The organism is Sphingomonas leidyi (assembly GCF_011761945.1).
Classification (GTDB): domain Bacteria; phylum Pseudomonadota; class Alphaproteobacteria; order Sphingomonadales; family Sphingomonadaceae; genus Sphingomonas; species Sphingomonas leidyi.
On sequence record NZ_JAASQV010000004.1, the window covers coordinates 261,692 to 286,007 of the forward strand.

General features: G+C 68.2%; 27 protein-coding genes. 12 read left to right on the forward strand and 15 right to left on the reverse strand.

Going from position 1 to position 24,316, the window contains the following annotated elements:
- Nucleotides 1-124: 124 nt before the first annotated feature.
- The 3 genes from FHR20_RS18750 to FHR20_RS18760 are packed head-to-tail and all read right to left on the reverse strand — an operon-like array spanning nt 125 to nt 3,527.
- Nucleotides 125-601, reverse strand: coding sequence for a hypothetical protein (locus FHR20_RS18750; RefSeq protein WP_167301128.1), 477 nt, complete (start codon nt 599-601; stop codon nt 125-127).
- A complete protein-coding gene (gene glyS / locus FHR20_RS18755; RefSeq protein WP_208413746.1) occupies nt 598-2,664 on the reverse strand; it encodes a glycine--tRNA ligase subunit beta in 2,067 nt (688 codons plus the stop codon). Before glyS ends, FHR20_RS18750 begins: the two co-directional genes overlap by 4 nt.
- Nucleotides 2,661-3,527, reverse strand: coding sequence for a glycine--tRNA ligase subunit alpha (locus FHR20_RS18760; protein ID WP_167301198.1), 867 nt, complete (start codon nt 3,525-3,527; stop codon nt 2,661-2,663). The genes glyS and FHR20_RS18760 overlap by 4 nt, the downstream gene beginning before the upstream one ends.
- A gap of 153 nt (nt 3,528-3,680) precedes the next feature.
- On the opposite strand from FHR20_RS18760, the gene FHR20_RS18765 reads away from it, so the two are divergent.
- From FHR20_RS18765 to pth, 5 genes are all read left to right on the forward strand, one after another.
- Nucleotides 3,681-4,565 carry a TraB/GumN family protein gene (locus FHR20_RS18765; RefSeq protein WP_243857627.1) on the forward strand — a complete coding sequence of 295 codons (885 nt, stop codon included), beginning with the start codon at nt 3,681-3,683 and terminating at the stop codon, nt 4,563-4,565.
- Nucleotides 4,566-4,653: 88 nt separating this feature from the next.
- Nucleotides 4,654-4,986, forward strand: a complete 333-nt coding sequence (locus FHR20_RS18770) for an ArsR/SmtB family transcription factor (protein ID WP_167301130.1) — start codon at nt 4,654-4,656, stop codon at nt 4,984-4,986.
- Nucleotides 4,983-5,465: an SRPBCC family protein gene (locus FHR20_RS18775; protein ID WP_167301131.1), complete on the forward strand. Its 483-nt coding sequence runs from the start codon at nt 4,983-4,985 to the stop codon at nt 5,463-5,465. Before FHR20_RS18770 ends, FHR20_RS18775 begins: the two co-directional genes overlap by 4 nt.
- A 152-nt stretch (nt 5,466-5,617) precedes the next feature.
- Complete coding sequence (locus tag FHR20_RS18780; RefSeq protein ID WP_086131043.1) at nt 5,618-6,235, forward strand: 50S ribosomal protein L25/general stress protein Ctc; 618 nt, start codon at nt 5,618-5,620, stop codon at nt 6,233-6,235.
- Nucleotides 6,236-6,316: 81 nt separating this feature from the next.
- Entirely contained in the window at nt 6,317-6,886 is a 570-nt protein-coding gene (pth, locus tag FHR20_RS18785; RefSeq protein ID WP_167301132.1) for an aminoacyl-tRNA hydrolase, read from the forward strand.
- A 93-nt stretch (nt 6,887-6,979) separates the two neighbouring features.
- On the opposite strand, the gene FHR20_RS18790 is transcribed toward pth, so the two are convergent.
- Complete coding sequence (locus tag FHR20_RS18790; RefSeq protein ID WP_208413747.1) at nt 6,980-7,621, reverse strand: DUF2306 domain-containing protein; 642 nt, start codon at nt 7,619-7,621, stop codon at nt 6,980-6,982.
- A gap of 105 nt (nt 7,622-7,726) precedes the next feature.
- On the opposite strand from FHR20_RS18790, the gene FHR20_RS18795 reads away from it, so the two are divergent.
- Nucleotides 7,727-8,500, forward strand: coding sequence for a LytTR family DNA-binding domain-containing protein (locus FHR20_RS18795; protein ID WP_243857629.1), 774 nt, complete (start codon nt 7,727-7,729; stop codon nt 8,498-8,500).
- Nucleotides 8,501-8,541: 41 nt separating this feature from the next.
- On the opposite strand, the gene FHR20_RS18800 is transcribed toward FHR20_RS18795, so the two are convergent.
- From FHR20_RS18800 to FHR20_RS18810, 3 genes are all read right to left on the reverse strand, one after another.
- Nucleotides 8,542-9,729 (reverse strand): JmjC domain-containing protein, encoded by a 1,188-nt coding sequence (locus FHR20_RS18800; RefSeq protein WP_167301133.1) that lies wholly within the window; start codon nt 9,727-9,729, stop codon nt 8,542-8,544.
- Between the two features lie 156 nt (nt 9,730-9,885).
- Nucleotides 9,886-10,890, reverse strand: coding sequence for a transferrin-binding protein-like solute binding protein (locus FHR20_RS18805; protein WP_167301134.1), 1,005 nt, complete (start codon nt 10,888-10,890; stop codon nt 9,886-9,888).
- Between the two features lie 235 nt (nt 10,891-11,125).
- Entirely contained in the window at nt 11,126-11,698 is a 573-nt protein-coding gene (locus tag FHR20_RS18810) for a hypothetical protein (protein WP_167301135.1), read from the reverse strand.
- A gap of 159 nt (nt 11,699-11,857) precedes the next feature.
- Here FHR20_RS18810 and ychF point away from each other — a divergent pair, with 159 nt between their 5' ends.
- The gene (gene ychF, locus FHR20_RS18815; protein WP_167301136.1) at nt 11,858-12,955 is read left to right on the forward strand and encodes a redox-regulated ATPase YchF; all 1,098 of its coding nucleotides are present in this window, start codon (nt 11,858-11,860) and stop codon (nt 12,953-12,955) included.
- 12 nt (nt 12,956-12,967) lie between these two features.
- Here the strand turns inward: ychF and FHR20_RS18820 are convergent, their stop codons facing one another.
- The 3 genes from FHR20_RS18820 to FHR20_RS18830 all read right to left on the reverse strand — a co-directional run bounded on the left by FHR20_RS18820 (nt 12,968) and on the right by FHR20_RS18830 (nt 16,337).
- The gene (locus FHR20_RS18820) at nt 12,968-14,293 is read right to left on the reverse strand and encodes an acetamidase/formamidase family protein (protein WP_167301137.1); all 1,326 of its coding nucleotides are present in this window, start codon (nt 14,291-14,293) and stop codon (nt 12,968-12,970) included.
- A gap of 126 nt (nt 14,294-14,419) precedes the next feature.
- Nucleotides 14,420-15,877: an alpha/beta hydrolase gene (locus FHR20_RS18825; RefSeq protein ID WP_167301138.1), complete on the reverse strand. Its 1,458-nt coding sequence runs from the start codon at nt 15,875-15,877 to the stop codon at nt 14,420-14,422.
- Nucleotides 15,878-15,929: 52 nt separating this feature from the next.
- Nucleotides 15,930-16,337 (reverse strand): MerR family transcriptional regulator, encoded by a 408-nt coding sequence (locus FHR20_RS18830; RefSeq protein ID WP_243857631.1) that lies wholly within the window; start codon nt 16,335-16,337, stop codon nt 15,930-15,932.
- A gap of 23 nt (nt 16,338-16,360) precedes the next feature.
- On the opposite strand from FHR20_RS18830, the gene FHR20_RS18835 reads away from it, so the two are divergent.
- From FHR20_RS18835 to FHR20_RS18845, 3 genes are all read left to right on the forward strand, one after another.
- Nucleotides 16,361-17,119: a glutaredoxin family protein gene (locus FHR20_RS18835; protein WP_167301139.1), complete on the forward strand. Its 759-nt coding sequence runs from the start codon at nt 16,361-16,363 to the stop codon at nt 17,117-17,119.
- 116 nt (nt 17,120-17,235) lie between these two features.
- Nucleotides 17,236-18,519 carry an alkaline phosphatase family protein gene (locus tag FHR20_RS18840; RefSeq protein WP_167301140.1) on the forward strand — a complete coding sequence of 428 codons (1,284 nt, stop codon included), beginning with the start codon at nt 17,236-17,238 and terminating at the stop codon, nt 18,517-18,519.
- A gap of 108 nt (nt 18,520-18,627) precedes the next feature.
- Nucleotides 18,628-19,080: a MaoC family dehydratase gene (locus tag FHR20_RS18845; RefSeq protein WP_167301202.1), complete on the forward strand. Its 453-nt coding sequence runs from the start codon at nt 18,628-18,630 to the stop codon at nt 19,078-19,080.
- A 9-nt stretch (nt 19,081-19,089) separates the two neighbouring features.
- On the opposite strand, the gene FHR20_RS18850 is transcribed toward FHR20_RS18845, so the two are convergent.
- The 5 genes from FHR20_RS18850 to petA all read right to left on the reverse strand — a co-directional run bounded on the left by FHR20_RS18850 (nt 19,090) and on the right by petA (nt 22,825).
- Nucleotides 19,090-19,422, reverse strand: a complete 333-nt coding sequence (locus FHR20_RS18850) for a hypothetical protein (protein WP_167301141.1) — start codon at nt 19,420-19,422, stop codon at nt 19,090-19,092.
- Between the two features lie 111 nt (nt 19,423-19,533).
- Nucleotides 19,534-20,070: an adenine phosphoribosyltransferase gene (locus FHR20_RS18855; RefSeq protein ID WP_167301142.1), complete on the reverse strand. Its 537-nt coding sequence runs from the start codon at nt 20,068-20,070 to the stop codon at nt 19,534-19,536.
- 79 nt (nt 20,071-20,149) lie between these two features.
- Nucleotides 20,150-20,986, reverse strand: a complete 837-nt coding sequence (locus tag FHR20_RS18860; RefSeq protein WP_086131027.1) for a cytochrome c1 — start codon at nt 20,984-20,986, stop codon at nt 20,150-20,152.
- Nucleotides 20,987-21,001: 15 nt separating this feature from the next.
- The gene (locus tag FHR20_RS18865) at nt 21,002-22,261 is read right to left on the reverse strand and encodes a cytochrome b (RefSeq protein ID WP_167301143.1); all 1,260 of its coding nucleotides are present in this window, start codon (nt 22,259-22,261) and stop codon (nt 21,002-21,004) included.
- 12 nt (nt 22,262-22,273) lie between these two features.
- Entirely contained in the window at nt 22,274-22,825 is a 552-nt protein-coding gene (petA, locus tag FHR20_RS18870; RefSeq protein WP_086131025.1) for a ubiquinol-cytochrome c reductase iron-sulfur subunit, read from the reverse strand.
- A 201-nt stretch (nt 22,826-23,026) separates the two neighbouring features.
- On the opposite strand from petA, the gene FHR20_RS18875 reads away from it, so the two are divergent.
- Together FHR20_RS18875 and hemF are read left to right on the forward strand one after the other, a co-directional pair.
- Complete coding sequence (locus FHR20_RS18875) at nt 23,027-23,476, forward strand: tRNA (cytidine(34)-2'-O)-methyltransferase (RefSeq protein WP_167301144.1); 450 nt, start codon at nt 23,027-23,029, stop codon at nt 23,474-23,476.
- Nucleotides 23,473-24,315, forward strand: coding sequence for an oxygen-dependent coproporphyrinogen oxidase (gene hemF, locus FHR20_RS18880; RefSeq protein ID WP_167301145.1), 843 nt, complete (start codon nt 23,473-23,475; stop codon nt 24,313-24,315). Before FHR20_RS18875 ends, hemF begins: the two co-directional genes overlap by 4 nt.
- Nucleotide 24,316: the final 1 nt, after the last annotated feature.

Here is a 24,316-nt window from a genome sequence, read left to right on the forward strand (position 1 = left end):
GGGGCCGCCTACCGCAGGTGCGAACAGGGGGAAACCCGCTGACTACGTTGTCATATCGCAAGATTTGCTTGGGTTGGGGACAAGTTTCGAAGACACCGGTTACCCAACATGAATCCCGGGGCCATTAGCCTCTTGTCGATCCGGTCTTGTCCTGCTGGCGTTCCAGGAGTGCGCGGCCAAGCGCGCCGACAAACAACAGGTCCGGCACTTCGCCCGCGAGCTTCACCCGAACCCGCTCGCCCACCAGCCTGCGCTCGCGCTCGACCGAGTGCATTTGTGCCCAGGGCACGTAGATCGTCGGATGAAAGGGGCGGAAGAGCAGGAAGGGGCGCAGCCAGAAGCCCGATTCCGAAGTCCAGCCCTCGACCGCGGAGCCATAGTTGGGCGAGCGCAGCGATCCGCCGATGTTGAGCGACACGAAGCGCCAGCGCCGCGCGGAATAGGGCGGATCGGAAGTGGCGGGATAGGCGCGGGCAACCTTGCGCCACCCCAGGTTCGCGATCAGGGCAATGATCGCGAGCCAGAAGAAGGGGAAGACCAGCAGGAACAGCGCGGCGAAGAGCCCCGGCGAAACCGGAAGCCCCTGCCCCGCCGCGCTCATCCCTCGATCCTGGAGAAATCGGCGACGTTGTTCATCGCATCGCGGATGCGGGCGAGCAGGGCCAAGCGCGCATTGCGCTTCTGCGCGTCGGGATCGTTGACGGTGACGTCGTCGAAGAAGCGGTCGATCGGCGCGCGGAGCGAGGCGAGGGCCGCCATCGCGCCTTCGAAATCCTCCGCCGCGATCGCCGCTTCGGCCTTGGGCTCGGCAGCGTCGAGCGCCGCGATCAGCGCGGACTCGGCGGGCTCGGCTTCATAGATGCCGGTATCCGCGACTTCGCCGGGGACCCAATTCTCCTTCTTGAGGATATTGGCGGCGCGCTTGTAGCCGGCGAGCAGGTTCCGGCCCTCTTCCGACAGGACGAACGCCTGGAGCGCCTTCACCCGGGCGAGCAGCCGGACGAGATCGTCCTCGCCGCCCAGGGCGAATACCGCGTCGATCAGGTCGTGGCGGACGCCGGCTTCCTTCTGCTGGACCTTGAGACGGTCGGCGAAGAAATCGAGCACATCCTGGTTGACCGACTTGGCGAGCGGGAAGCGCAGGCCGTTGTCCAGGATCAACGCGATCACGCCCAGCGCCGAGCGGCGGAGCGCGAAGGGGTCCTTGGAGCCGCTGGGCTTCAAATCGACGCCGAAGAATGCCGTGATGCTGTCGAGCTTGTCCGCCAGCGCCACCGCCACCGTCACCGGCGCAGTCGGCACGTCATCCCCCTGCCCGACCGGCTTGTAGTGATCGCGGATCGCCTCGGCGACTGCCGCCGGCTCGCCCTGGGCGGCGGCGTAATAGCCGCCCATCAGGCCCTGGAGCTCGGGGAACTCGCCGACCATGCCGGTGACGAGATCGGCCTTGGCGAGCCGCGCGGCGCGCTCGGCCTGGTCCGGATCGGCCTTGACCACCCCCTCTTCCGCCAGCCAGCGCGCCAGCCTGGCGACGCGGTCGACCTTGTCCGCGACGGTGCCCAGCTTCTCGTGGAAGACGATCTTCCCGAGCTTGGGCGTCAGCGCCTCGAGCCGGGTCTTGAGATCGGTCTCATAGAAGAAGCGCGCATCGGAGAGGCGCGCCGCGAGGACCTTCTGGTTGCCCTCGACGATCTTCGCGCCGCCGTCCGCCGCGTCGATGTTCGCCACGCAGACGAAGGCGTTGGCGAGCTTGCCCGCGCCGTCACGGCAGACGAAATATTTCTGGTTCACCCGCGCGGTGAGCTGGATCACTTCGGGCGGCACGTCGAGGAACGCCGGATCGAAGCGGCCGAGCAGCGGCATCGGCCATTCGGTGAGGCCGGCATTCTCGTAGAGCAGCCCTTCGTCCTCGATCAGCATCAGGCCCGCCTTCTGCGCCGCCATCTTGGCGCCCAGCGCGATGATGTTGCGGCGCTCGGCGCCGTCGACGATCACATGGCAGGCGCGCAGCTTCTCGATATAGTCGGCGGCCGAGCCGATGGTGATCCCGCCCGGATGGTGGAAGCGATGGCCGACGGTGACCGAGGCGCTCTTCACTCCGGCGATCTCCACCGGCACCAGCCTGTCGCCGAGCAGCGCGATGATGCCCTGGAGCGGGCGCACCCAGCGCAGGCTCTCGGTCGATTCCGACGCGGCGCCCCAGCGCATCGACTTGGGCCAGGGGAAGGCGGTGAGCACATGGGTGATCGCGCTGGCGAGCACCGAACCGGCGGCGATGCCGGGCCGGTCGATCACGGCGAACAGCAGCTTGCCACCCTTGCCGTCGTCGCGCTCGACGAGCTGGTCGCGGCTGAGGCCGGTCGAGCGCAGGAAACCCTCGATCGCCTGGGCCGGCGCATCCGCGCGGGGCCCCTTGCGCTCCTCGCTGGCCGCCGCGGTCATCTCGGCGACGCCGCGAACGATCAGCGCCAGGCGGCGCGGCGTCGCGTAGCTCTCGATTGCGGAGAACGGCAGGTTGAGCGCCTTCAGTCGCGCCTCGAACAGCGCGGCCAGATCGGCGCGCGCCTTTTCCTGCATGCGCGCCGGAATCTCTTCCGAGCGGAGTTCGAGCAGAAAGTCTTCCACGGCACCCGTGTTCGGCGTGCCGGCAACAGGGGCGCTCATACCGTCCACTCCGGATACTTGGCATTCCAGGCGGGCGTCATGTGCTGGATCCAGGCTTCGCAACTGCCCTTGGCCAGGTCGCGCACGCGGCCGATATAGGCCTGGCGCTCGGCGACGGAGATCACGCCGCGGGCCTGGAGCAGGTTGAACAGGTGGCTGGCCTCGATCGCCTGCTCATAGGCGGCGATGGGCACGTTGTTGGCCAGGCAATTCTCGCACTCGGCCACCGCCTTGCGGAAGCCGTCGAACAGCATCTCGGTGTCGGCGACTTCGAAATTATACTTGGACATCTGCTTCTCATTCTCGAGAAACACGTCGCCATAGGTCACGCCCGCCTCGTTGAAGGCGAGGTCGTAGACGCTGTCCTTGTTCTGGATGTACATCGCCAGCCGCTCGAGCCCATAGGTGAGCTCGCCGGCGACGGGCTTGCAGTCGAAGCCGCCCATCTGCTGGAAATAGGTGAACTGGGTGACTTCCATGCCGTCGCACCAGACCTCCCAGCCCAGGCCCCAGGCGCCGAGCGTGGGCGATTCCCAATCGTCCTCGACGAAGCGGATGTCGTGGCGGGTGAAGTCGATGCCGATCGCCGCCAGCGAGCCGAGATACAGGTTCTGCAGGTCGGGCGGGCTCGGCTTCAGGATCACCTGATACTGGTAGTAGTGCTGGAGCCGGTTCGGATTCTCGCCATAGCGGCCGTCGGTCGGGCGGCGGCAGGGCTGGACGAAGGCGGCGTTCCACGGCTCGGGGCCGAGGGCGCGCAGCGTCGTCGCCGGATGGAAGGTGCCCGCGCCCATGCGCATGTCATAGGGCTGGAGGATCACGCAGCCCTTCTCCGCCCAATAGTCGTGGAGCGTGAGGATCATGCGCTGGAAGCTGAGAGGCTCTGCCACGGGACCTTCTTGGTTGTAGGGTGTACAACAATAAAGGCGCGCTTTGACGTTTCCTCTCCTGACGGTCAATGCTGCACCGCCGTTGACTCGGCCGGGGGCATCGGGTCTGCTCGCCCCATGCATCCCATGATCCGCCGCCTGCTGCCGGCCCTGCTCGCCCTCGCGCTCTGGGGCTGCGGGCAGCAGCCGCCTGCCCCGGCCGAGCAGGCCCGGCCCGCGCTCTGGGTGGTCAAGGACGACGATACCACCATCTATCTGTTCGGCACCGTCCATGTGCTCAAGCCCGGCATCGCCTGGTTCCAGGGCGGGGTGAAGCAGGCGTTCGACAAGTCCGACACGCTGGTGCTCGAGCTGGTGATGCCGCCCGATGCCGAGATGCAGAAGATCGTCGCCGAGCTCGGCACCGCGCAGGGCGGCCCGCCCCTGCCCGAGCAGCTCCCCCCGGCAGAGGCGGCGCGGATGCGCGCGGCCCTGCCCGAATATGGCATGGCCCCCGATTCGCTCGACCGCGCCGAGCCCTGGCTGGCCGCGACCCTGCTCTCGGTGATGCCGCTCCGCCAGCTCGGCTATGACGACAAGCAGGGCGCCGAACGAGTGCTCACCGATGCCGCCAGGGCCGGGGGCAAGAAGATCGAGGGACTGGAGACGGCGCGCCAGCAGCTCGGCTATTTCGATGCCCTGCCCCTGCCCGCCCAGCGCAAGCTGCTGATCGAGACGATCGACGACCTGCCCCAGGCCGGCAGCAGGATCGGCCGGGCGGTCGCCGCCTGGCGCCAGGGCGATGCCGACGGGCTGGCGAAGCTGGTCAACGAGGACATGGCCAGCGCCCCCGAAGTGACCGAGGCGCTGCTCGTCCGCCGCAACCGCAACTGGGCCGACTGGATCCAGCGGCGGATGGCGCGGCCCGGCACCGTGTTCGTCGCCGTGGGCGCCGGGCATCTGGCGGGCGAGGCCAGCGTGCAGACCGAGCTGGCCAGGCGCGGCCTCAAGGTGGAGCGCGTCCGCCCCTGACGGACACCAAAGGCGACCGGGTCACCGCCGGATTGACATCGCCCGGAGCTTAATATAACTGATTGGTTAGATAACCAATGAGTTAGATATGGACAGACTGAGCAACACCTTTGCCGCCCTGGCCGACCCCACCCGCCGCGCGATCCTGGCGCGGCTGGCGCTGGGCGAAGCTTCGGTGGGCGAGCTCGCCCAGCCCTTTGCGATGAGCGGCCCGGCGGTGACCAAGCACCTGAAGGTGCTCGAGCATGCGGGCCTGATCTCGCGCAGCCGGGTCGCCCAGCAGCGCCCGGCCCGGCTCGAGCCCGCCGCGCTCAAGGCGGCGAGCGACTGGCTCGCCGAATATCGCCGCTTCTGGGACGCCAAGTTCGACGACCTCGACGCGTATCTCGCTGAACTGCAACGCAATGGAGAGAGCAAATGACCACGACCGAAATCGGTGTCGGCTATGAAGTGACGATCGACCGCATCTTCGCGGCCCCGCGCGAACTGGTGTTCGACTGCATGACCAAGGCCGAGCATCTCGCCCGCTGGTGGGGGCCGCATCATTTCGACGTGCCCTTCGCCGAGAGCGACGCGCGGCCGGGCGGCAGCATCCGCCTCGATATGCGCGGGCCCGAGCCCTATGGCACCAACCCGGTGCACGGCGAATATGAAGTGGTGGACCGTCCGGATCGCCTGGTCATGGTCCTGCGCGCCTTCCAGGGCGCGGACGGCAGCTGGGGCATCGAGCACCGCACCACCATGGCCTTCACCGACGCACCCGAAGGCGGCACGCGCATGCACATGACCACGGTGGTGCTGCAGGCGAGCGCGGAGATGCTGCCGGCGCTGGCGGGCATGAAGGAAGGCTGGAGCCAGAGCTTCGAGAAGCTCGAAGCGGTGCTGCCGGAACTGGCGTGAGCGATCCTCCCTCTCTCCGCCTGCGGGGAGAGGGGGTATCCCCGCCTTGCTTTTCTTCCCTTGCCCCGCTATGCGCGCGCCTTCCGTGCCAGGGTCATCCCTGGAGGCCTGGCCGGTTGCATTGATACAACACTAGCGAATTGGAACGACACATGAGCGATACGCTTACGCTGTCGGCCGAGGCGCGCGAGCAGGTTGGCAAGGGAGCCTCCCGTTCGCTTCGTCGTGAAGGCCGCGTCCCCGCCGTTATCTACGGCAACAAGCAGGATCCCAAGAGCATCCACGTCTCCGAGCGTGAACTGACGAAGCTGCTCATGACCGGGCACTTCTTCAACTCGGTCGTGATGATCGGCGGCGAGCGCACCCTGCCCAAGGACGTGGCGTTCGACCCCGTCTCCGATCGTCCGGTCCATGCCGACTTCCTGCGCATCAGCGAGCACGCGACCGTGCACGTGAACGTGCCGATCGTCTTCACCGACGAGGAAGCAGCCCCCGGCATCAAGCGCGGCGGCGTGCTGAACGTCGTCCGCCACGAGCTGGAGCTGGTGGTCGACGCGGCCGAGATCCCCGACGAGATCAAGATCTCGCTCAAGGGCCTCGAGGTCGGCGACTCGCTGCACATCTCGGCGGTGACCCTGCCCAAGGGCGCGACCCCGGCGATCACCGACCGCGACTTCACCATCGCGACCGTGGTTGCCCCGTCGGCGCTCAAGTCGAGCGAAGGCGACACGACCCAGACCGAGGCTGCGGCCGAGGGCGAAGGCGAGTAATCCCGCCTCCGAACTTGCGGGTTCAAAAAATCGCCTCCGCATCCTAGGTGCGGGGGCGATTTTCGTTTTCAGGAACATGCGATGCAGCTCTGGGTCGGCCTGGGCAATCCGGGCCCGCAATATGCGATGCACCGGCACAATGTGGGCTTCATGGCGGTGGACGCCATCGCCGAGACCTATGGCTTCTCGGCGGAGAAGAAGCAGTTCCAGGGCCGGGTGCGCGAAGGCCGGGTGGGCAACCAGAAGGTGCTGCTGCTCAAGCCCGGCACGTTCATGAACGAGAGCGGACGCGCGGTGCGCGCGGCGATGGACTTCTACAAGCTCGCCCCCGCCGACGTGACCCTCTTCCACGACGAGCTCGACCTGGTGCCGATGAAGGTGAAGGTTAAGATCGGCGGCGGCACCGCGGGGCATAACGGCCTGCGCTCGACCGACAAGCATATCGGCCCCGATTTCCGCCGCGTGCGGATCGGCATCGGCCATCCCGGGCACAAGGACCGCGTGCACGGCTATGTGCTGGGCAATTATGCCAAGAGCGAGATCGAGCCGCTGGCCGACATGCTCGGTGCGATCGCCGCGGAGGCGCCCTGGCTGGCAGCGGGCGACGATGCCCGGTTCATGAGCGACGTGGCGCTGCGGCTGCAGGACTGAGGTCGGGAATCCGAACAAGCCCCTGAAACCCCGCCTTCGCCGCGGATGACGGTCGGGAATGGCGGGGAACAATGGAAAGCCCGGGCGGCGACATCATGAACCGGGCCGGGCCCCCGCGCGTCGCAGCCAGAGCTCCGCCACGACAAGGTTCGGAACCCAGGCCAGGAACGAGATGGCCCGGTACCAGGGCAGGAACGGCAGATCCAGGACCATGACCAGCGGCAGATAGAGCCGCAGCGTGACCGCCGCGAGGGTGAGCGCCCAGGAGCGGATCATCCAGCGGCGATGCGCGGCGAAGCGGCCCTGCAGAACCGCACGCCAACCAAGGAGAGTCACGGCGATCCAGGCGATGGCGAGGCTGCCGAAGCCCGTCGAGGCGATCGGGCCCGCCGAGGATCCGGACGCCAGGATCAGCCCCGCGGCACCCCCGACCAGGCATCCCATGACATAGAGCCGGCCGATCCATCGGTGCGGCGGAATCGCGCCCCGGCGCAGGGCAGGCAGGAATTGGAACGAACCCAGCACGAGCGCGACGACCGCGCCGGCGACATGCACGAAGAGCCACGGAACCCCTTGCGGGTTGTGCAGCGCCTCGGCCGGCCTGCGTGGGGGATGCAGCAGATAGTGCGCGGAATAGACGGCGATCCCCAGGCAGAGAATGGCCAGGATCATCCAGGCGATGCGGACGGACCAGGGCGCGGGCCCGGATGGCAAGGCTGCGGCGGCGGTGGTCAAGCAGGGGCCTCCATTGGCGGTCTCGCCGAACCTCGTTGCCGGTAGGGCGGCGGCTCGCTAGGCCCTGCTTCGCGAATGGTGCGAGGATTGCGCGAACGGAGCCGCATGAACGGTTGGGCGATGGGGCGGGAAGAGCGAGCGGCGCGGCGATGGGCGATCGACATCGCCATGCTGGTGGCGTTCGGCCTGTTGATGGGGTTCCTGGGCCCGTTCGCCTCGGAGCGCCTGCCCGTTGTGGGGCGCTATGTCTATTGGATGATCTGCATGGTCGGCGGCGGGCTGATCGGCGTGGTGGCGGACGATCTGCTGCGCCGGCGCATGGCGCGGGACTGGCGAAGGATAGCGGTGGTCTCGGTGCTGATGACGCCGCTCGTGTCGCTGCTGGTGCTGACTACCGAGCACGGCCTCATCGGCGGGCCCTTCGATTGGCGAAGCTACCAGCGGCTGCTCTGGCAGGTATGGCCCATCCTGCTGGCCGTCCTGGTGGTCCGCACCCTGGTCTGGCGGCGCTTGCCCGGGCGGATCGAGACGCGGACCATCGTCGCCCCGCCGCTGCCCGAGGCCGAGGCCGGCTTCAGGCGGCGGCTCTCGGCGAAACGGCGTGGGGCCCGGCTGATCGCGATCGAGGCGCATGATCACTATCTGAAAGTCCATACCGACGCCGGCGAGGAACTGATCACCCTGCGTTTCGCCGATGCGCTGAACGAGCTGGCGCTGGCCCATGGCTGGCGTGTCCATCGCTCCTGGTGGGTGGCCGCCGATGCCGTGGAGGATGTGCGCTGGCGGCGCGGCGCGGGCGAAATCCGCCTTGTCGGCGGCCTCGTGACGCCCGTCAGCCGCACCTATGCGCCGACGCTGAAGGAAGCGGGCTGGTTCTAGGCTGTCTCCACATTCGGGCTGAACGCCCGGTCCTTCCCAGCCTAGAGCGCCGGCCGATAGGGCTGAACCAGCCCCAGCCGGATGAGCAGCGCGAGCAGCGCATCCACCTCGTCCGCCGGATGATGGGCAAAGCGGGCCCGCACCTCCTGCGCGCTCACCGCCGGACGATCGAGCACATATTCCGCCGCATCGGCGACGGGGCCGAGCGGCTGCTCGCCGCCGCCGGCTCGCAGCACCGCGCCCGTCTCGAGCCAGGCGACCGTGCCGGCGCGATCGGTGCGCGCATAGAAGTCGAGCAGCGGCCGCTCGGGCAGTGCCAGCGACCGGCCCGGCGCGGCGAGCCGCCGCTGGCGGACCGCCACTTCCTCGTGCAGCGCCCGGCTGCGCGCCAGTTCAGCCAGACGTTCGCCCAGCGCCGCGAGCTGATCGGCAAGCGCCGCGCCTCCCCCCTCGCGCGCGTCGGCGAGATAGGCGCGGAAGGCCGGCTCGCGGAGCGCCATCTCCTCCAGCAGCTCGAACAGCAGCTTGCCCGAATGCGGGGTGATGCCGATGGTCAGGTGGAGCGATTCGGCGGAGCTCGCCAGCGCGTCGTGAAAATAGCCGCGCGGGATATAGAGCACGTCGCCGGGCCGCAGCGTGACGTCCATCAGCACGGGGCCCTTGGCGGCGTCGATCCGTGCCTGGGCATCGTCGCCCTTCAGCGGCGCAATCGGATTCTCGGCGCGGTTCGCGTAGATGCGCCAGCGCTTCTCGCCGACGCAGTGGATCGCGAACACTTCGTGCAGGTCGCAATGCGAGGCGAAGGCCTGGATGCCCTGGAACGAGCAATAGAGGTTCGCCTCCGCGCGTGCCGCGAACTGCCGCGCCAGCGCGTCGGTGAGGCGGCGGATCTCGGGTGCCACTTCCTCCACCGCATCGGCGACCAGGCTGGCGCCCATGGCGAGGAACATCTCGACCTTGGCAGGATTGGCGAGCCGGCGGACGCCGCCGCGGCCGGGCACCGGGTCCATGTAGAAATCGGGCGAGACCGGCGCGCTGTTGAGCAGCAGCTTGATGTGCTCGGCGCCCCAATGGGTCCGCACGCCGAGCAGCGCGTTGAGCCGCGCCCAGCCGATCACCGCCTGGCGGTTCGTCCCCGCGGGCGCGGGAATATGGACCGGCTCGCGGCCCCAATATTCGCCAAGGAATTGCTCGGGCGCCAGCGGCGCGATCAGCTCGGAGAGATCCACCCGGTCAAGCTAGGGTCCGTGCTCGATGCTGGCAACGGCCGTGATCGGGCAGGGCCCCTGGCGGCAGGGGGCGATGCGCGTCGATCCCGCAAGCAGACGGCGCCGCCTCCCCCGGGGGAAGCGGCGCCGCGAAAGCATCGATCCTGGGCGAAGCGCCTATTTCTTGCCGATGACCACGCCGATCAGGCGCTGCTGGGCGCCGCCGAGCGTGCCCGAGGCCGAGAAGACCACGCCGATCTGCTCGCCCTGCGAACCGAAGAAGCCACCGGCCAGCGTGCCCGAGAGCGGGCTCGCATTGGTGAAGCTGCCGGTCCACTGGTTCTGGCCGACCGGGATGGCACCCTGCGCGGTGAAGTTGGCATAGGCCACCTGCGCGCCGCCGCCCGCCGGGATCGTGCTGAGCGTGAAGGCCATGTCCACCACGCCGGTGGCGAAGTTCACGTTCATCGTCACCGTGCCGGTGACCTGGTTGATCGCGGTGGTGGTGCCGCTGGTGCTGACCAGGCGGCCGGTGATCCGGTTGGTATAGGCGACCGTGCCGGTGGTCGGCATGTCGGACAGCGCCGTCGAATAGCCCCAGGCGGTATAGGCCAGGCGCTTCTGGCCCGCGGTCGAATCGCCGCGCCACCAATTGGCATAGCTCACCCGGGTGAGGGCCAGCCCGGCATCGCTGGTGATCGTCGTCGGGATCACGTTGTTCAGATACTCGACCTGGGCGAACTTGCCCGCGGTGGTCGCATCGTTGGTGCGGAAGACGAACTCGGGATTGGCCGCCGCCGAGGGCGTGACCAGGGTCGAGGTGCAGGTCTGGCCGGTCGGCACGCAGAAGCGCGATTCCTCGGTGTTCTCGCGCATCACATAGGTGCCGGTGTTGATCGCCGAATCGGTGGCGAGGCGCACGCGGGTCGACAGCGTCTCGGTGCTGGCGGCGCCGAGCGTCACTGCGCTGGTCGCCGGATCGCCGGTATAGCTGATCGCGGCGCTATAGGTGTTGAATTCGGCCGCCGCGGCGAGCGGGAAGGCGGCATAGGTGGGCGACGGCGTCGGCGTCGGCGTGGGGCTCGCAGTCGGAGTCGGCGTGGCGCCGCCCTTGCCGCCACCGCAGCCCGACAGCGCAACCGTCGCGGCGAGCGCGCTCATGAACATGTGACGGCGAATCATTCCCTGCTCCTCAAAAACACGCGGGCACCGAAAGGGCTCACCCCTGTACCCCAGATGAACGGCCCCCAGTCAAGCCGGACGGACCGGCTAATCCGGCTCCAATGCGGCGTTTTGAGGGCCTGGAAAGGCGAAACCGCGCATCGCGGCCCCACCTGCCTCCCCCGCGGGGACGGAGCCGCGCATGCCAACCCGCAACCGCTCGTCGCCCAGGCGCCACGCGCGGTCGCGGTGCCGATCAGGCCTCCTTGTCCTTCAGCGACTTGCGGAGCGCCTCGATCTTGAACATGCGCGCCACCTTGTCCTTCCCCGCCAGCGGGCCCTTGCCCATCTCGGCGGCGAACTGAACGCACTGGCCGACCATGTTGAACCCGCGGCCGCTGCGCTCCAGGTCGGAGACCTTGCCGTCGCCATTGGCATCCTTGCCCGCGCGGAACTTGGCCTCGACCGTCTTCGGATAGGCCCAGTCGGCATATTGCTGGATCGTCGCGCGCGAGAGCGCCGGGGCGCCGTCCTCGCCCGCGGGCAAGGTCTGATCGCCGAGCGAGGCTTCGAGCTTCTCGCGGTAGAAATCCTCATACGGCTTGGCGTCGCCGGCGACGGCGGCGATCGCGGCCTTCTGCCAGCGCAGCGCGGCGAGGCAGTCGAAATTATGCTCGACGCTGTCCTTGAGCTTCTGCGCCTTCTCGGCATCGGCGGCACGCGCGGCCGCTTCCTCGTTCGCCTTCTTGTTGGCGGCACTGTCGTCGCAGGCGGAAAGGCCCAGTGCGAGCGCGAGGCCGGCCATGGCGAGATTCCCGATACGGATCATTGCTTCTCTCCCCTCTTTTATCGCGGCACTCTGCCATGCGGCCTTCCCAAGTCAACGCGATGGCCCAAGTCGACGCGCCGGCCCCGGTCAACGCGCTGGCAAAAGCGGCGCATTGCCTCTATCGGGGCGCCTTTCCCAATACATTGGAACAGGCTTCACATGGGTTTCCGCTGCGGCATCGTCGGGCTTCCGAACGTCGGCAAGTCCACGCTCTTCAACGCGCTGACCGAAACGGCGGCGGCGCAGGCGGCGAACTATCCGTTCTGCACGATCGAGCCGAATGTCGGCAACGTCGCCGTGCCCGACCCGCGGCTGGACAAGCTCGCCGGGATCGCGGGCTCGGCCAAGATCATCGAGACGCAGCTCGGCTTCGTCGACATCGCCGGGCTGGTGCGCGGCGCCAGCAAGGGCGAGGGCCTGGGCAACCAGTTCCTGGGCAATATCCGCGAAGTGGACGCGATCGTGCATGTGCTGCGCTGCTTCGAGAATGACGATATCCAGCATGTCGACAACAAGGTCGACCCGATCGCCGACGCGGAGACGGTGGAGACCGAGCTGATGCTCTCGGACCTCGAGAGCCTCGAGAAGCGCGTGCCCAATTTCCAGAAGAAGGCGGCGCAGGGCGACAAGGAGGCCAAGGCGGCGGCCAGCGTGCTCGGCCAGGCGCTCGACCTGCTGCGCGACGGCAAGCCCGCGCGGCTGACCCAGCCCAAGGACGTGGACGAGGAGCGCATCTTCCGCCAGGCGCAGTTGCTCACGTCCAAGCCCGTCCTCTATGTGTGCAACGTCAACGAGGAGGATGCGGCGAACGGCAACGCCTTCTCGGCGCGCGTGTTCGAGAAGGCCGGGGCCGAAGGCGCCGAGGCGGTGGTCGTCTCGGCGGCGATCGAGGCCGAGATCGCGACCATGCCGGCGGAGGATCGCGGCGAGTTCCTGGCCGAGCTGGGGCTGGAGGAGACCGGCCTCGCCCGCGTGATCCGCGCCGGCTACAAGCTGCTCCACCTGCTGACCTTCTTCACCGTCGGCCCCAAGGAGGCGCGCGCCTGGACCGTGCATGCCGGCGCCAGCGCGCCCGAGGCGGCGGGCGTGATCCACAGCGACTTCGAGAAGGGCTTCATCCGCGCCGAGACGATCGCGTACGAGGATTATGTCGCGCTGGGCGGCGAGGCGCGGGCACGCGAGGCGGGCAAGCTGCGCGCCGAGGGCAAGGCCTATGTCGTCAAGGACGGCGACGTGATGCACTTCCTGCACAGCTGAGGCCGCCCGGCCTCACGGCTTCGGCGCTCCCGGCAGCGTGGCAAGGCGCGCCTTGGGGATCTTGAGCACCATCCCCGCGGCGCGGCCCGGCACCGCGCTCACTCGATATTCGGCGGCGGTGCCAAAGATCTGCGCGATGTCGGCCGGGGCAAGGCCATAGTCCGCGGCGAGCCAGGCGAACATGCTCGAAGAGGCGCTGCGGAACGACGCGTCGAGCGAGCCGTCCAGGCCGATCGCGACGATATGGGTCGGCGTCTCGATACGCACCTGGCCGGCGCGCTTGCCGCGGACCAGGTCGACTTCGACTTCGACGTCCATCGAAGTCTCCAGCGCGTCGCCGGTGGTCTCGCCATCGCCCTGCAGCGCATGGCCGTCGCCGAAATAGAGCAGCGCACCCGGCACGGCGACGGGGAAATAGACGGTCGTCCCCTCGCCCATCTCGTTGAAGTCCATGTTGCCGCCGAACCGGCCGACATCGCCCGATCCCGGCGCAGCCAAACCGGGGTCGGCCGCCACGCCGATGCCGCCGAGCATCGGCTTGACCGGCACCCAATAGCCCTTCAGCGCATTGCCCGGCGCCTCGGGCGTGGCGATGCCCTTGTCGCGGTCGAGCCGCCAGGTGACCGGCTTGCCCAGCCCGGCCATGCGCACCGCGGTGCGCGCATCCTGCCCGCGCTCGGTCATGCCGTTGGTGCTGATCGCCGTGTCGCGGTTGAGCCGGAGCCGGCGGATGCGCACGACCAGCGTGTCGCCGGGCATGGCGCCGTCGATATAGAAGGGCCCGGTCTGCGGATTGCCGGGCGCGGCGCGGCGCACGCCCTTGGCGTCGATGCCGGCGGCGTCGATCGTCGCGGTGTGGATCGTGTCGCCCGGATTGACGTGCAGCACCGGCGGGTTGAACGCCGAGAACTCGCGATAGAAGCGCTCGGGGACGAATTCATGCCGGCGCGGCGGCCCGCCGCTCGGCTGCGGCGCGCGCTCGGCGGTGAAGCTGAGGCGATGCGGCATGCGCGCCTGCTCCGCGCCGTCGATCAGGATCATCTCGCCGGCGATCCGCCCGTTCGCGAGCCGGGCAGTCACGTCCTCCGATCCGCCCACCTTGTCCTTGGCGAGGAAGCGGATCTCGTTGCCCTTCACCGTGCCGGTGAGCACATCGCCGGTCAGGTCGCCGCTGATCCGGTTGCCGTCCTGCGCGAGGTCGAGCGTCCAGATCGTCGGCGTGCCGAAATAGTCGACGGTGACGATCCAGCGCCCGGCGAGCTGCGCTGTCTGCGCCTGTGCCGCCATCGGCGCCGCGCATGCCAGCGCCGCCGCCATGCCCCAGATTCCGCCCCGCATATCGCCTTCCCCCCGCAACTTCGTTTCGCCCCGGAAACGGAGCGGTGACTGAACCCCGAATGAACCGGCCGCCGGTTCGCGGCTGAACGCCGCGCGAATCGGACCAAGCACTGCGCCTGTGCCGGTTCAGCCGCCGGTCGACGGCAGCGCGAAGCGAACCGGCGCCGCCTCGACCCGGCTGGGCAACCCCGCCATCTCCCCTTCGCGCAGGAAGCGCAGCACCGCGGCGGCGAGATCGGGATGGTCGCGCAGCAGCGGCATCGGGCCGTTGTGCTGCCCGCGATGGACGATCAGCGCGCGGGCATTGGGGAACCAGGGCAGCAGATCGAGCAGATTCTCCATCGGCGTGTTCGCGTCCCAATCGCCCTGGACGAACAGGATCGGCGTCTCGTCGCGCACCGGCAGGCGGAAGCCGTCGCCCAGGTCCGCGGTGGGCCACAGCCCGGCCGAGGCCGTGTAGGCCGCGAAGTTCCAGCGGCCGAGCATGTCGAGCGCGGGATCGCTTTCGAGCTGCGCCAGCCGCGCCGCGGTGACGCCGGTGGCGGTGTCGATCAGTGGGCCGATCAGCGACTGGGTGCCGGCCTTGCGCCCATCGGCCACTTCGCGCGCCCAGGCCTGGTAGCGGCCCCGATGGAGATCGATGACGAAGGCCGGCCACCGCGCGGCGTTGATCACCTTGGCGAACAACGCCTGCTGATAGTCGCCGAGCCCGATCACGACCTTGCCCTCGGGCAGGTCGACGGTGATCGGCCCCCTGGCGAAGCGATCGCGCACCGCACGCGCCGCCGCGATCAGCCCGCCCTGGGGGAGGAAGGGCCGCAGCGCCGGATCCTGCTCCGCTTCGAACGCGACGCGCTGGAGGACGGCGAAGACATGGCCGGGCATGTCATAGCCGTTGTTCAGCGGCTCGGCCGAGGCGATCAGCGCGCGCGCCACCGTGCCGGGATGGCGCTTCAGCACCGCGAAGCTCCATTGCGAGCCGAAGCTGGCGCCCATCAGCCCGATCTTCGGATAGCCGAGCGCCCGGCGGACCGCGTCGACATCGTCCGCGCATTCGGCGATCGTATAGCCGGCCAGGTCGCGCCCCGGATTGGCGGCGGCGGCCTCGCGGGCCAGCCGGCGCATCACCGCGACATCGTCCTCGACCGTCGAGGGGCGGTCGAGCGGCATCGCCGGATAGCGCAGCTCCAGCATGTCGCCGCGCAGCGTGTAGCCGCGCTGCTCGACGATCACGAGGTCGTTGGTCGCGCTATAGTCGAGCCAGGTCCCCAGGCGGCGCCTGGCGGCCGGGCTCTGATCGCCGATCGTATCGAGCATGGTGACGCCGGGGCCGCCGACGAGCAGGAAGATCGGCGGCTGGCCGTTCGGCTTCGCCGCCTTGATCCGCAGCACGCCCACCGTGATGCGCCGGCTGTCGGGCTTCGCCCGGTTCTCGGGAACGTCGATCGCGCCGATCTCGTAGCGGACCGGGCGGCCATCTCCCGCGGTCTCGGTGCCCGGCGTGAGGGCAAGCGCCTCCTTCGCCGATGCGGGCATGGCCCCCGCCAGCCCCAACGCCATGATCAGCCCGAACAGAATCCGCATCCGCCCCTCCCCGATTCGCGGCATCGTGGCGCGCGCGAAATGAACGGCGGGTTTATCCCTCGAACGCCGTGAGGATGGGGCATGGCCCGGCGCCGCCCCCGCCGCATTCGCGCGCCAGCCTGGCAAGCGCGTCGCGGGCGGCGGCAAGCTCGGCGATCCTGCGGTCGAGCACCAGGATCTGCTCGCGGGCCAGGGCGCGGGCGCGGGGACGGTCGTCGCGCGCGTCGAGCGCGAGCAGCTCGCCGATCTGCTCGAGCGTGAAGCCCGCCGCCTGGGCCGAGCGGATGAAGCGCAGCCGGCGCACGTCCTGCGCGCCATAGCGCCGCACCCCGCCATGATAGCCGCGCTCGGGCTCCGCCAGCAGCCCGCGGCGCTGGTAATAGCGGATCGTCTCGACGCCGACGCCGCCCGCCTCCGCCAATTTTCCGATCGTCAGCATATCGTCTTGACTCCGTACCATGGTACGGACCCTATATGGCGCGCATGACTGGAAACGCAAAGCGCGCGACGCTCTATCGCATGGTGATGCCCGATCATGTCTGCCCCTATGGCATCAAGTCCAAATGGCAGCTCGAGCGGCACGGCTACACGGTGGACGATCATTGGCTGACGACGCGGGAGGCAACCGACGCGTTCAAGTGGGAGCACAGCGTGCAGACCACGCCGCAGACCTTCATCGACGGCAAGCGGATCGGCGGCAATGACGACCTGACCCGCTTCTTCGGCGGCAGGGTCGCCGCGCCGGGTGCGACCAGCTATCGCCCGGTGATCGCGCTGTTCGCCATGACGGCGGCGATGGCGATGGCGGCGAGCTTCGCGGCGACCGGTTCGCCCTTCACCGTGCGCGCGGCCGAATGGTTCGTGAGCTTCAGCATGTGCGTGCTCGCGATGCTCAAGCTGCAGGACGTCGAGAAATTCTCGTCGATGTTCCTCAACTATGATCTGCTCGCGCGGCGCTGGGTGCCCTATGCCTATGCCTATCCGTTCCTGGAGGGGCTGGCGGGCGTGCTGATGGCCGCGGGCGCCCTCCCCTGGTTCGCCGCGCCGCTGGGCCTGACCATCGGCACGATCGGCGCGGTCTCGGTGTTCAAGGCAGTCTATGTCGATCGGCGCACGCTCAAATGCGCCTGTGTTGGCGGCAGCAGCAACGTGCCGCTGGGCTTCGTCTCGCTGACCGAGAATCTGTTCATGATCGGCATGGCGCTGTGGATGATCGCCGGGCCCGGCGGCATGGCGATGTAGGCACGGAAGACCCGCCACCCCCAGGGCGGGACGGCGCCCGGCCAGGCATGGTTTGCCCGGCCGGGCGCCGGCATGTAACGACTTACCCCCGCAACATTTCGCTGTCAGGGGGCCGCATGCGCTGGTATTCGAAGATCGCCGCCGCGGCACTGGCCGCCATTCTCCAGGCTTGCGCGACCGCGCCGGTCGCCGCGCCGCCGCCCGCCGCAGCGCCCGCACCGGCCGTGGCGGAGCAGCGCCCGCCCGTGACGATCCTGGTCTCGATCGACGGCTTCCGCGCCGATTATCTGACGCGCGGCGTGACGCCCAATCTCTCGCGCCTCGCCGCGGGCGGCGTCACCGCGCCGATGCACCCGAGCTTCCCGTCCAAGACCTTCCCCAATCACTGGACGCTGGTGACCGGCCTCTATCCCGACCATCACGGCATCACGGCCAACAAGATGGAGGACGCGGCCCGGCCGAAGGAAGTCTTCACCATGATGAGCGACGACCCGTTCTGGTGGAACGCGGCGGCGCCGATCTGGGTCGATGCCGAGAAGGCGGGCATCCGCACCGCGACCGAATTCTGGCCCGGCGCGAACGTGGCGATCGGCGGCGCGAAGGCGGACAAATGGCCCTATCAGATCCAGGGGGGCACGCGCCCGAGCGACTGGGCGCAGTTCAACCAGGCGATCCCCGGAAAGCAGCGCGTCGACGCGGTGATCGACTGGCTGCGCCGCCCCGCCGCGACTCGGCCGAAATTCCTGACCGTCTATTTCGACACGATCGACAATGCCGGCCATATGTATGGCCCGGACGATGCGCGCACCACCGATGCGGTGGCGGATATCGACCGGACGATCGGCCGGCTGCTCGACGGACTGGCGGAGCTCGGCCAGCCCGCCAACCTGGTCATCGTCGCCGATCACGGCATGGCGCAGACCAGCGGCAAGCGCGCCATCTCGATCGGCAAGTTCCTCGAGGCCAAGGACTATCATCTGGTCGAATCCGGCCCCTATCTGAGCCTGATCCCCACTCCGGGGCGCGAGGCGGCAGTGGAAAAGGCACTGCTCGGCAAGCACGCGCATTTCGAGTGCTGGCGCAAGGCGGAGATTCCGGCGCGCTTCCACTATGGCACCAATCCGCGGATCCCCCCGATCTTCTGCCTGGCGGAAACCGGCTGGCAGATCGGCGAGAAGGATATCGATCCCGACCGGATCGACGGCACGCACGGCTTCGACAACATGTCCCCGGAAATGACCGCGCTGTTCATCGCCAACGGCCCGGCCTTCCGCCCGGCGACGCTGCCGGCCTTCACCAATGTCGACGTCTATCCGCTGCTGCGCGACCTGATCGGCCTGCCGCCCAAGGCCGGGGTGGACGGCACCGACGCGCCGTTCCGGGACGTGCTGGTCAAGTAATCCGCCCACCCCGTCATCCCCGCCCTCGCGGGGATGGCGCGCAGAGAAGACGGGGATGGCGAATAGAGAAGACTTGCCATGGATGAGTTTTCATCCGAAACTGATCCCATGCTCTATCTGGACGACATGCAAGTTGGCACGAAGCGGAGCTTCGGCCGTTACGAGGTCACGCGCGAGGAAGTGCTCGACTTTGCGCGCCGATATGACCCGCAGCCCTTCCACCTCTCCGACGAAGCCGCCGCCGAGACGCATTTCGGCCGGCTCGCGGCCAGCGGCTGGCACACCTGCGCGATGACCATGTCGATGTTCGTCGCCGAGATGGCGGTGCATCCCCAGGCCAGCCTGGGCGCCGCCGGCGTGGACGAGCTGCGCTGGCTCAAGCCCGTCCATCCGGGCGACGTGCTCCGCTGCGAGAGCGAGATCCTCGAAGTGAAGCCCTCGCGCAGCCGGCCCGACATGGGCAGCATGCGGACGCAGACGACCACCTACAACCAGCATGGCGAACCGGTGCTGCGCTTCATCGCGCTGGCGCTGATGCGGCGGCGCCCGGCAGCGGGCTAGGGCCGCCGCTCAGCGCCGCCGGTGGCCGCCACCGGGCCCGCGGAAATCATGCCAGTTGTTCCGCCAATGCGGGTTGCCGCGCCAGTTGGTGCGGCGGTTCTCCCAATAGCCGCGCTGCACGTCGTTCCAGGGGTGGCGGACCCGGGCGCGATCATAGACGTAATAGCCGGTGCCGGGATAATAATAGTCGCCGTACCAGCCCCAATAGGGATCGCCCCAGGCGGCATCATAGCCGACCGCAACGCGGCCGCCATAGCCGTAACCGTCGTCGACGCAGCCGCCAAGCGCGGCCGCCCCGGCGATGCCGGCGGCGAAAACCATGGATTTTAGGACGAAGCGCATGTCCGGTCTCCTGGCGGGAGACGCGGCACGGAGGCGGGATCGCACGTTCGCGCCCCCGTATCGAGCTAAATGACCGGCGGGACGGATGGTTCCGCGCCCGTCATCATCCCTTCAATGTCCGTCGAACGCCACCAGCGCATGCACTCCGATCCCGTCGCCGCGCAGCGCATCCGCGCCGCCCAGCTCGGGCAGGTCGACCACGAACGAGGCCTGGGTGACGTGCGCGCCGGCCTTGCGCAGCAGCCGCACCGCGGCGCGGGCGGTGCCGCCGGTGGCGATCAGGTCGTCGACCAGCAGCACCCGGGCGCCCGGCGCCAGCGCGTCGGCATGGATGGCGATCCGGTCGGTGCCATATTCCAGGGCATAATCCTCGGCGATCGTCGCGCCCGGCAGCTTGCCGTCCTTGCGGACCAGCAGCATGCCCGCGCCGAGCTTCACCGCCAGCGCCGCGCCGAACAGGAAACCGCGCGCCTCGATCCCGGCGACGAGATCGACGGGCCCGTCCACCGCCGCCGCCATCCGCTCGACGGCGAGCCGCAGCCCCTCGGCATCGAGCAGCAGCGTGGTGATGTCGCGGAACATGATGCCCGGCTTGGGGAAGTCGGGAATCGTCCGGATGCGCTGCCGGATGTCGTCATTCTCAGCCATCGAAGCCCTCGAAACAGGAATCCCGCCCTGGCGGTGCCGGGGCGGGATTCGATACGGCCAATACTGCCGCCGAAGCGGATCAGTGCTTAACGCCCGCCCATACCGAGCGATAGGCGCCATAGGTCAGGAACGCCGCGAAGATCAGGAAGCCCAGCACGGCGAGGCCCGCCGCATGGCGCGTCTCGAGCGTGGGTTCCGCCGTCCAGACCAGGAACGCCGCCACGTCTTCCGACATCTGCGGGATCGTCGCACGGGTGCCGTCCGAATAATTGACCTGGCCGTCCTGGGTGAGCGGCGGCGGCATCGCGATGTTGAGGTTCGCGAAATAGGGGTTGAAGTGCATCCCGTCGGGCGTCTTGGCGAATTCCGGGAAGTGCTTCAGCGCCTCCGCCGACGGCTTCTCGTTATAGCCGGTCAGCAGCGAGTGGACATAGGCCGCGCCGTTATGCCGCGCCTTGGTGATCAGGCTCAGGTCCGGCGGCGTGCCGGTGCCGGGATAATAGACCTTGGGGAAGCGATCCGACGGCACATTGTCGCGCTCGCCCCAGGTGCCGCCCTTCTCGTCGAACACCGGCTGCTTGGTGCCCCAGTCCTTGGCGATCTTCTTCACCTCGGCATCGGTATAGCCGAGGTCCTTCAGATTGCGGAACGAGACCAGGTTCAGCGAGTGGCAGGTCGAGCAGACATCCTTGTAGACGAGGAAGCCGCGCTGCAGCTGCCGCCGGTCGAACTTGCCGAGCAGCCCGTCCGAGGCGAGCTTCAGCGGCTCCGGATGCTTGTGCATCATGTGCTCGGCGGTTTCCGCCGGCGGCTCGTAGATCACGCCCTTGACCGAGCCGAAGAGCGCGATCGCCAGCACGAGGATGAAAGCACCGCCGACCAGGAACTTGATCGATTTGATGAACAGCGAAGTCATTGTTCCCAGTCCCCCTTACGCGCCGGTCTTGGCCAGCACGGCCTCGGTGATCGAGCCCGGCAGCGGCTTCGGCGTTTCCAGGTGCGAGATGATCGGCACGACGATCAGGAAGTGCGCGAAATAATAGGCTGCCGCGATCTGGCTGACGATCACATAGAGCGGCTCTGCCGGCGAGCCGCCGCAATAGCCGAGCACCAGCACGTCCGCCACAAGCACCCAGAAGGCGATCCGGTACATCGGGCGATAGCTGCCCGAGCGCACCGGCGACTTGTCGAGCCAGGGCAGGAAGAACAGGAGCAGGATCGACCCGAACATCGCCAGCACGCCCCACAGCTTCGCCGGCAGGATGAAGTCCGCGGTGAAGGCGCGCAGGATCGCGTAGAACGGCCAGAAATACCATTCGGGGACGATGTGCGCCGGGGTGGAGAGCGGGTTGGCCGGGATGTAGTTGTCCGGATGGCCCAGCAGGTCCGGCGCGAAGAAGATCAGCGCCGAGAAGGCGATCAGGAAGACCACCACGCCCAGGCCGTCCTTCGCCGTGTAATAGGGATGGAACGGCACGGTGTCCTGCTCGCCCTTCACCTCGACGCCCGTCGGGTTCGACGAACCCGGGATGTGCAGCGCCCAGATGTGGAGGATCACGGCGCCCGCGATCACGAAGGGCAGCAGATAGTGCAGCGAGAAGAAGCGGTTCAGCGCCGCATCGTCCGGCGCATAGCCGCCGAGCAGCCAGATGCGCACCCAGTCGCCGACCACCGGGATCGCCGAGAAGAAGCCGGTGATCACCTGCGCGCCCCAGAAGCTCATCTGCCCCCAGGGGAGCACATAGCCCATGAAGGCGGTGGCCATCAGCAGCAGGAAGATCACCACGCCGAGCAGCCACACCATCTCGCGCGGCGCCTTGTACGACCCGTAATAGAGGCCGCGGAACATGTGGATATAGATCACCACGAAGAACATCGAGGCGCCGTTGGCGTGGGCGAAGCGCAGGAACCAGCCCGCGTTCACGTCGCGCATGATGCCGACATTCACCGAATCGAAGGCGCCCGCGGCCGACGAATGGAAGTGCATCGCCAGCACGATGCCGGTGATCAGCTGGCAGACCAGCGCCACCCCGGCGAGCACGCCGAAATTCCACCAGTAATTGAGGTTGCGCGGCACCGGATAACCGGCGCCGACGGCGTTGTAGACGAAGCGCGGCAGGGGCAGACGCGAGTCCACCCACTGCATCAGCGGATGCTTCGGCTCATAATGCTTGGCCCAGGGAAAGCTCATCGCGCTCTATCCTCACCCAACCACGACGACAGAGTCGGACGTGAAATTATATTTCGGAACCTCGAGGTTCTTCGGCGCCGGCCCCTGGCGGATGCGGCCGGCGGTATCATAGGCCGAGCCGTGGCAGGGGCAGAAATAGCCGCCGAACGGCCCGCGATTCTCGCCCTCGCCCGCGCCCAGCGGCACGCAGCCGAGATGGGTGCAGACGCCCAGCGTGATCAGCCAGTTGGTATGGCCCTTCGCCGTGCGCTGCTCGAGCGTCTGCGGATCGCGCAGGCTGGAGAGCGGCACCGCGTCCGCCTCGGCGATCTCCTTCGGCGTCAGGTTGCGCACGAACAGCGGCTGCTTGCGGAAGCTCGTCTTGATCGCCTGGCCCGGTTCGATCTTCGACACGTCCACCTCGGTGGTGGACTGTGCGAGCACATCGGCCGACGGGTTCATCGAATTGACGAGCGGCAGCACCACGACGCCCGCACCCACAGCCGCCACCGAAACGGCGGCATATTGCAGATAATCGCGGCGGCGGGGATTTTCGAGACCGGCGAGATCGCCTTCAATTGCCATGTTTACCCCTTGCACTTCGAACTTGCCGCGGCGGACGCGCGGGTAGGACGTGACGCAGACACGGGCGCTAAGGCCCCCCTCGCGGCCCACCGGTGTCTCCCGGCTAAGCCAGCTGGCCTGATAGACGGCGCCCAAGCGCTTCGGCAACAGGGATTTTGAACGACTTGCTGCGCCGGGCGCGGGGACGCTAGGAGCGGCACCATGCGACTAGCCCTGTTCGAGCCCGATATCGCCGGCAATGTGGGTGCCGTGCTGCGCCTCGGCGCCTGTTTCGGCGCGCCCGTGGATTTGATCGAACCGATGGGATTCGCCTGGAACGATGCGGCGCTGCGCCGCGCCGCGATGGACTATGGCGGCCAGGCCGATGTGATCCGCCATGTCGATTTCGATGCCTTCGCCGCAGGGCTGACCGGCCGGCTGGTGCTGTTCACCACCCGCGGCGCCGAGCGGCTGGACATCGCCCGCTTCCAGCCGGGCGACACCTTGCTGTTCGGATCGGAAAGCCGCGGCGCCCCCGATCACGTCCACGCCCGCGCCGATCTTGCCGTGCGCATTCCGATCCGGGCGGGGTTGCGCTCGCTGAACCTCGCCGTATCGGCGGGCATCGCACTCTCCGAGGCGCTCCGCCAGACCCAGGGCTATCCCGAATGAACCGACTCGACGAACAGCAGCAGCGCGCCCGCACCTGGTTCGAGAGCCTGCGCACATCGATCTGCACCGCATTCGAGGCGATCGAGGCGGAAGCCGGATCGGACGCGCGCTTCGAATATATCCCCTGGGATCGCACCGATCCCTCGGGCGAGCCCGGCGGCGGCGGCGTGCGCGGCGTGATGAAGGGCAAGGTGTTCGAGAAGGTGGGCGTCAACGTCTCCACCGTCGGCGGCACGTTCGAGGGGGAATTCGCCAAGTCTATCCACGGCGCCGGCGACGACCCCAAATTCTTCGCCACCGGCATCAGCCTGGTCGCGCACATGGCCAATCCGCACGTGCCCGCAGTGCATATGAACACGCGCTTCCTCACCACCACCAGGCGCTGGTTCGGCGGCGGGGCGGACCTGAACCCGCCCATCCCCTATGCAGAGGATACCGGCGAATTCCACGCCGCGCTCGCGGCCGCCTGCGATGCGCACGATCCCGAACATTATCCGCGCTTCAAGAAATGGGCGGACGAATATTTCTATATTCCGCACCGCAAGGCGCATCGCGGCGTGGGCGGGATCTTCTACGACCATCTGGAGAAGGACTGGGAGGCGGACTTCGCCTTCACCCAGGATGTCGGCCGGACGTTCCTGGACGTCTATCCCCGCATCGTGCGGCGGCGGATGGGCCTGCCCTTTGGCGAGGCCGAACGCCGGCAGCAGCTCGAATGGCGCGGCCGCTATGCCGAGTTCAACCTGATCTACGACCGGGGCACCCTGTTCGGGCTGAAGACCGGCGGCAATATCGACGCGATCCTGATGAGCCTGCCCCCGATGGCGGCGTGGAGCTGAG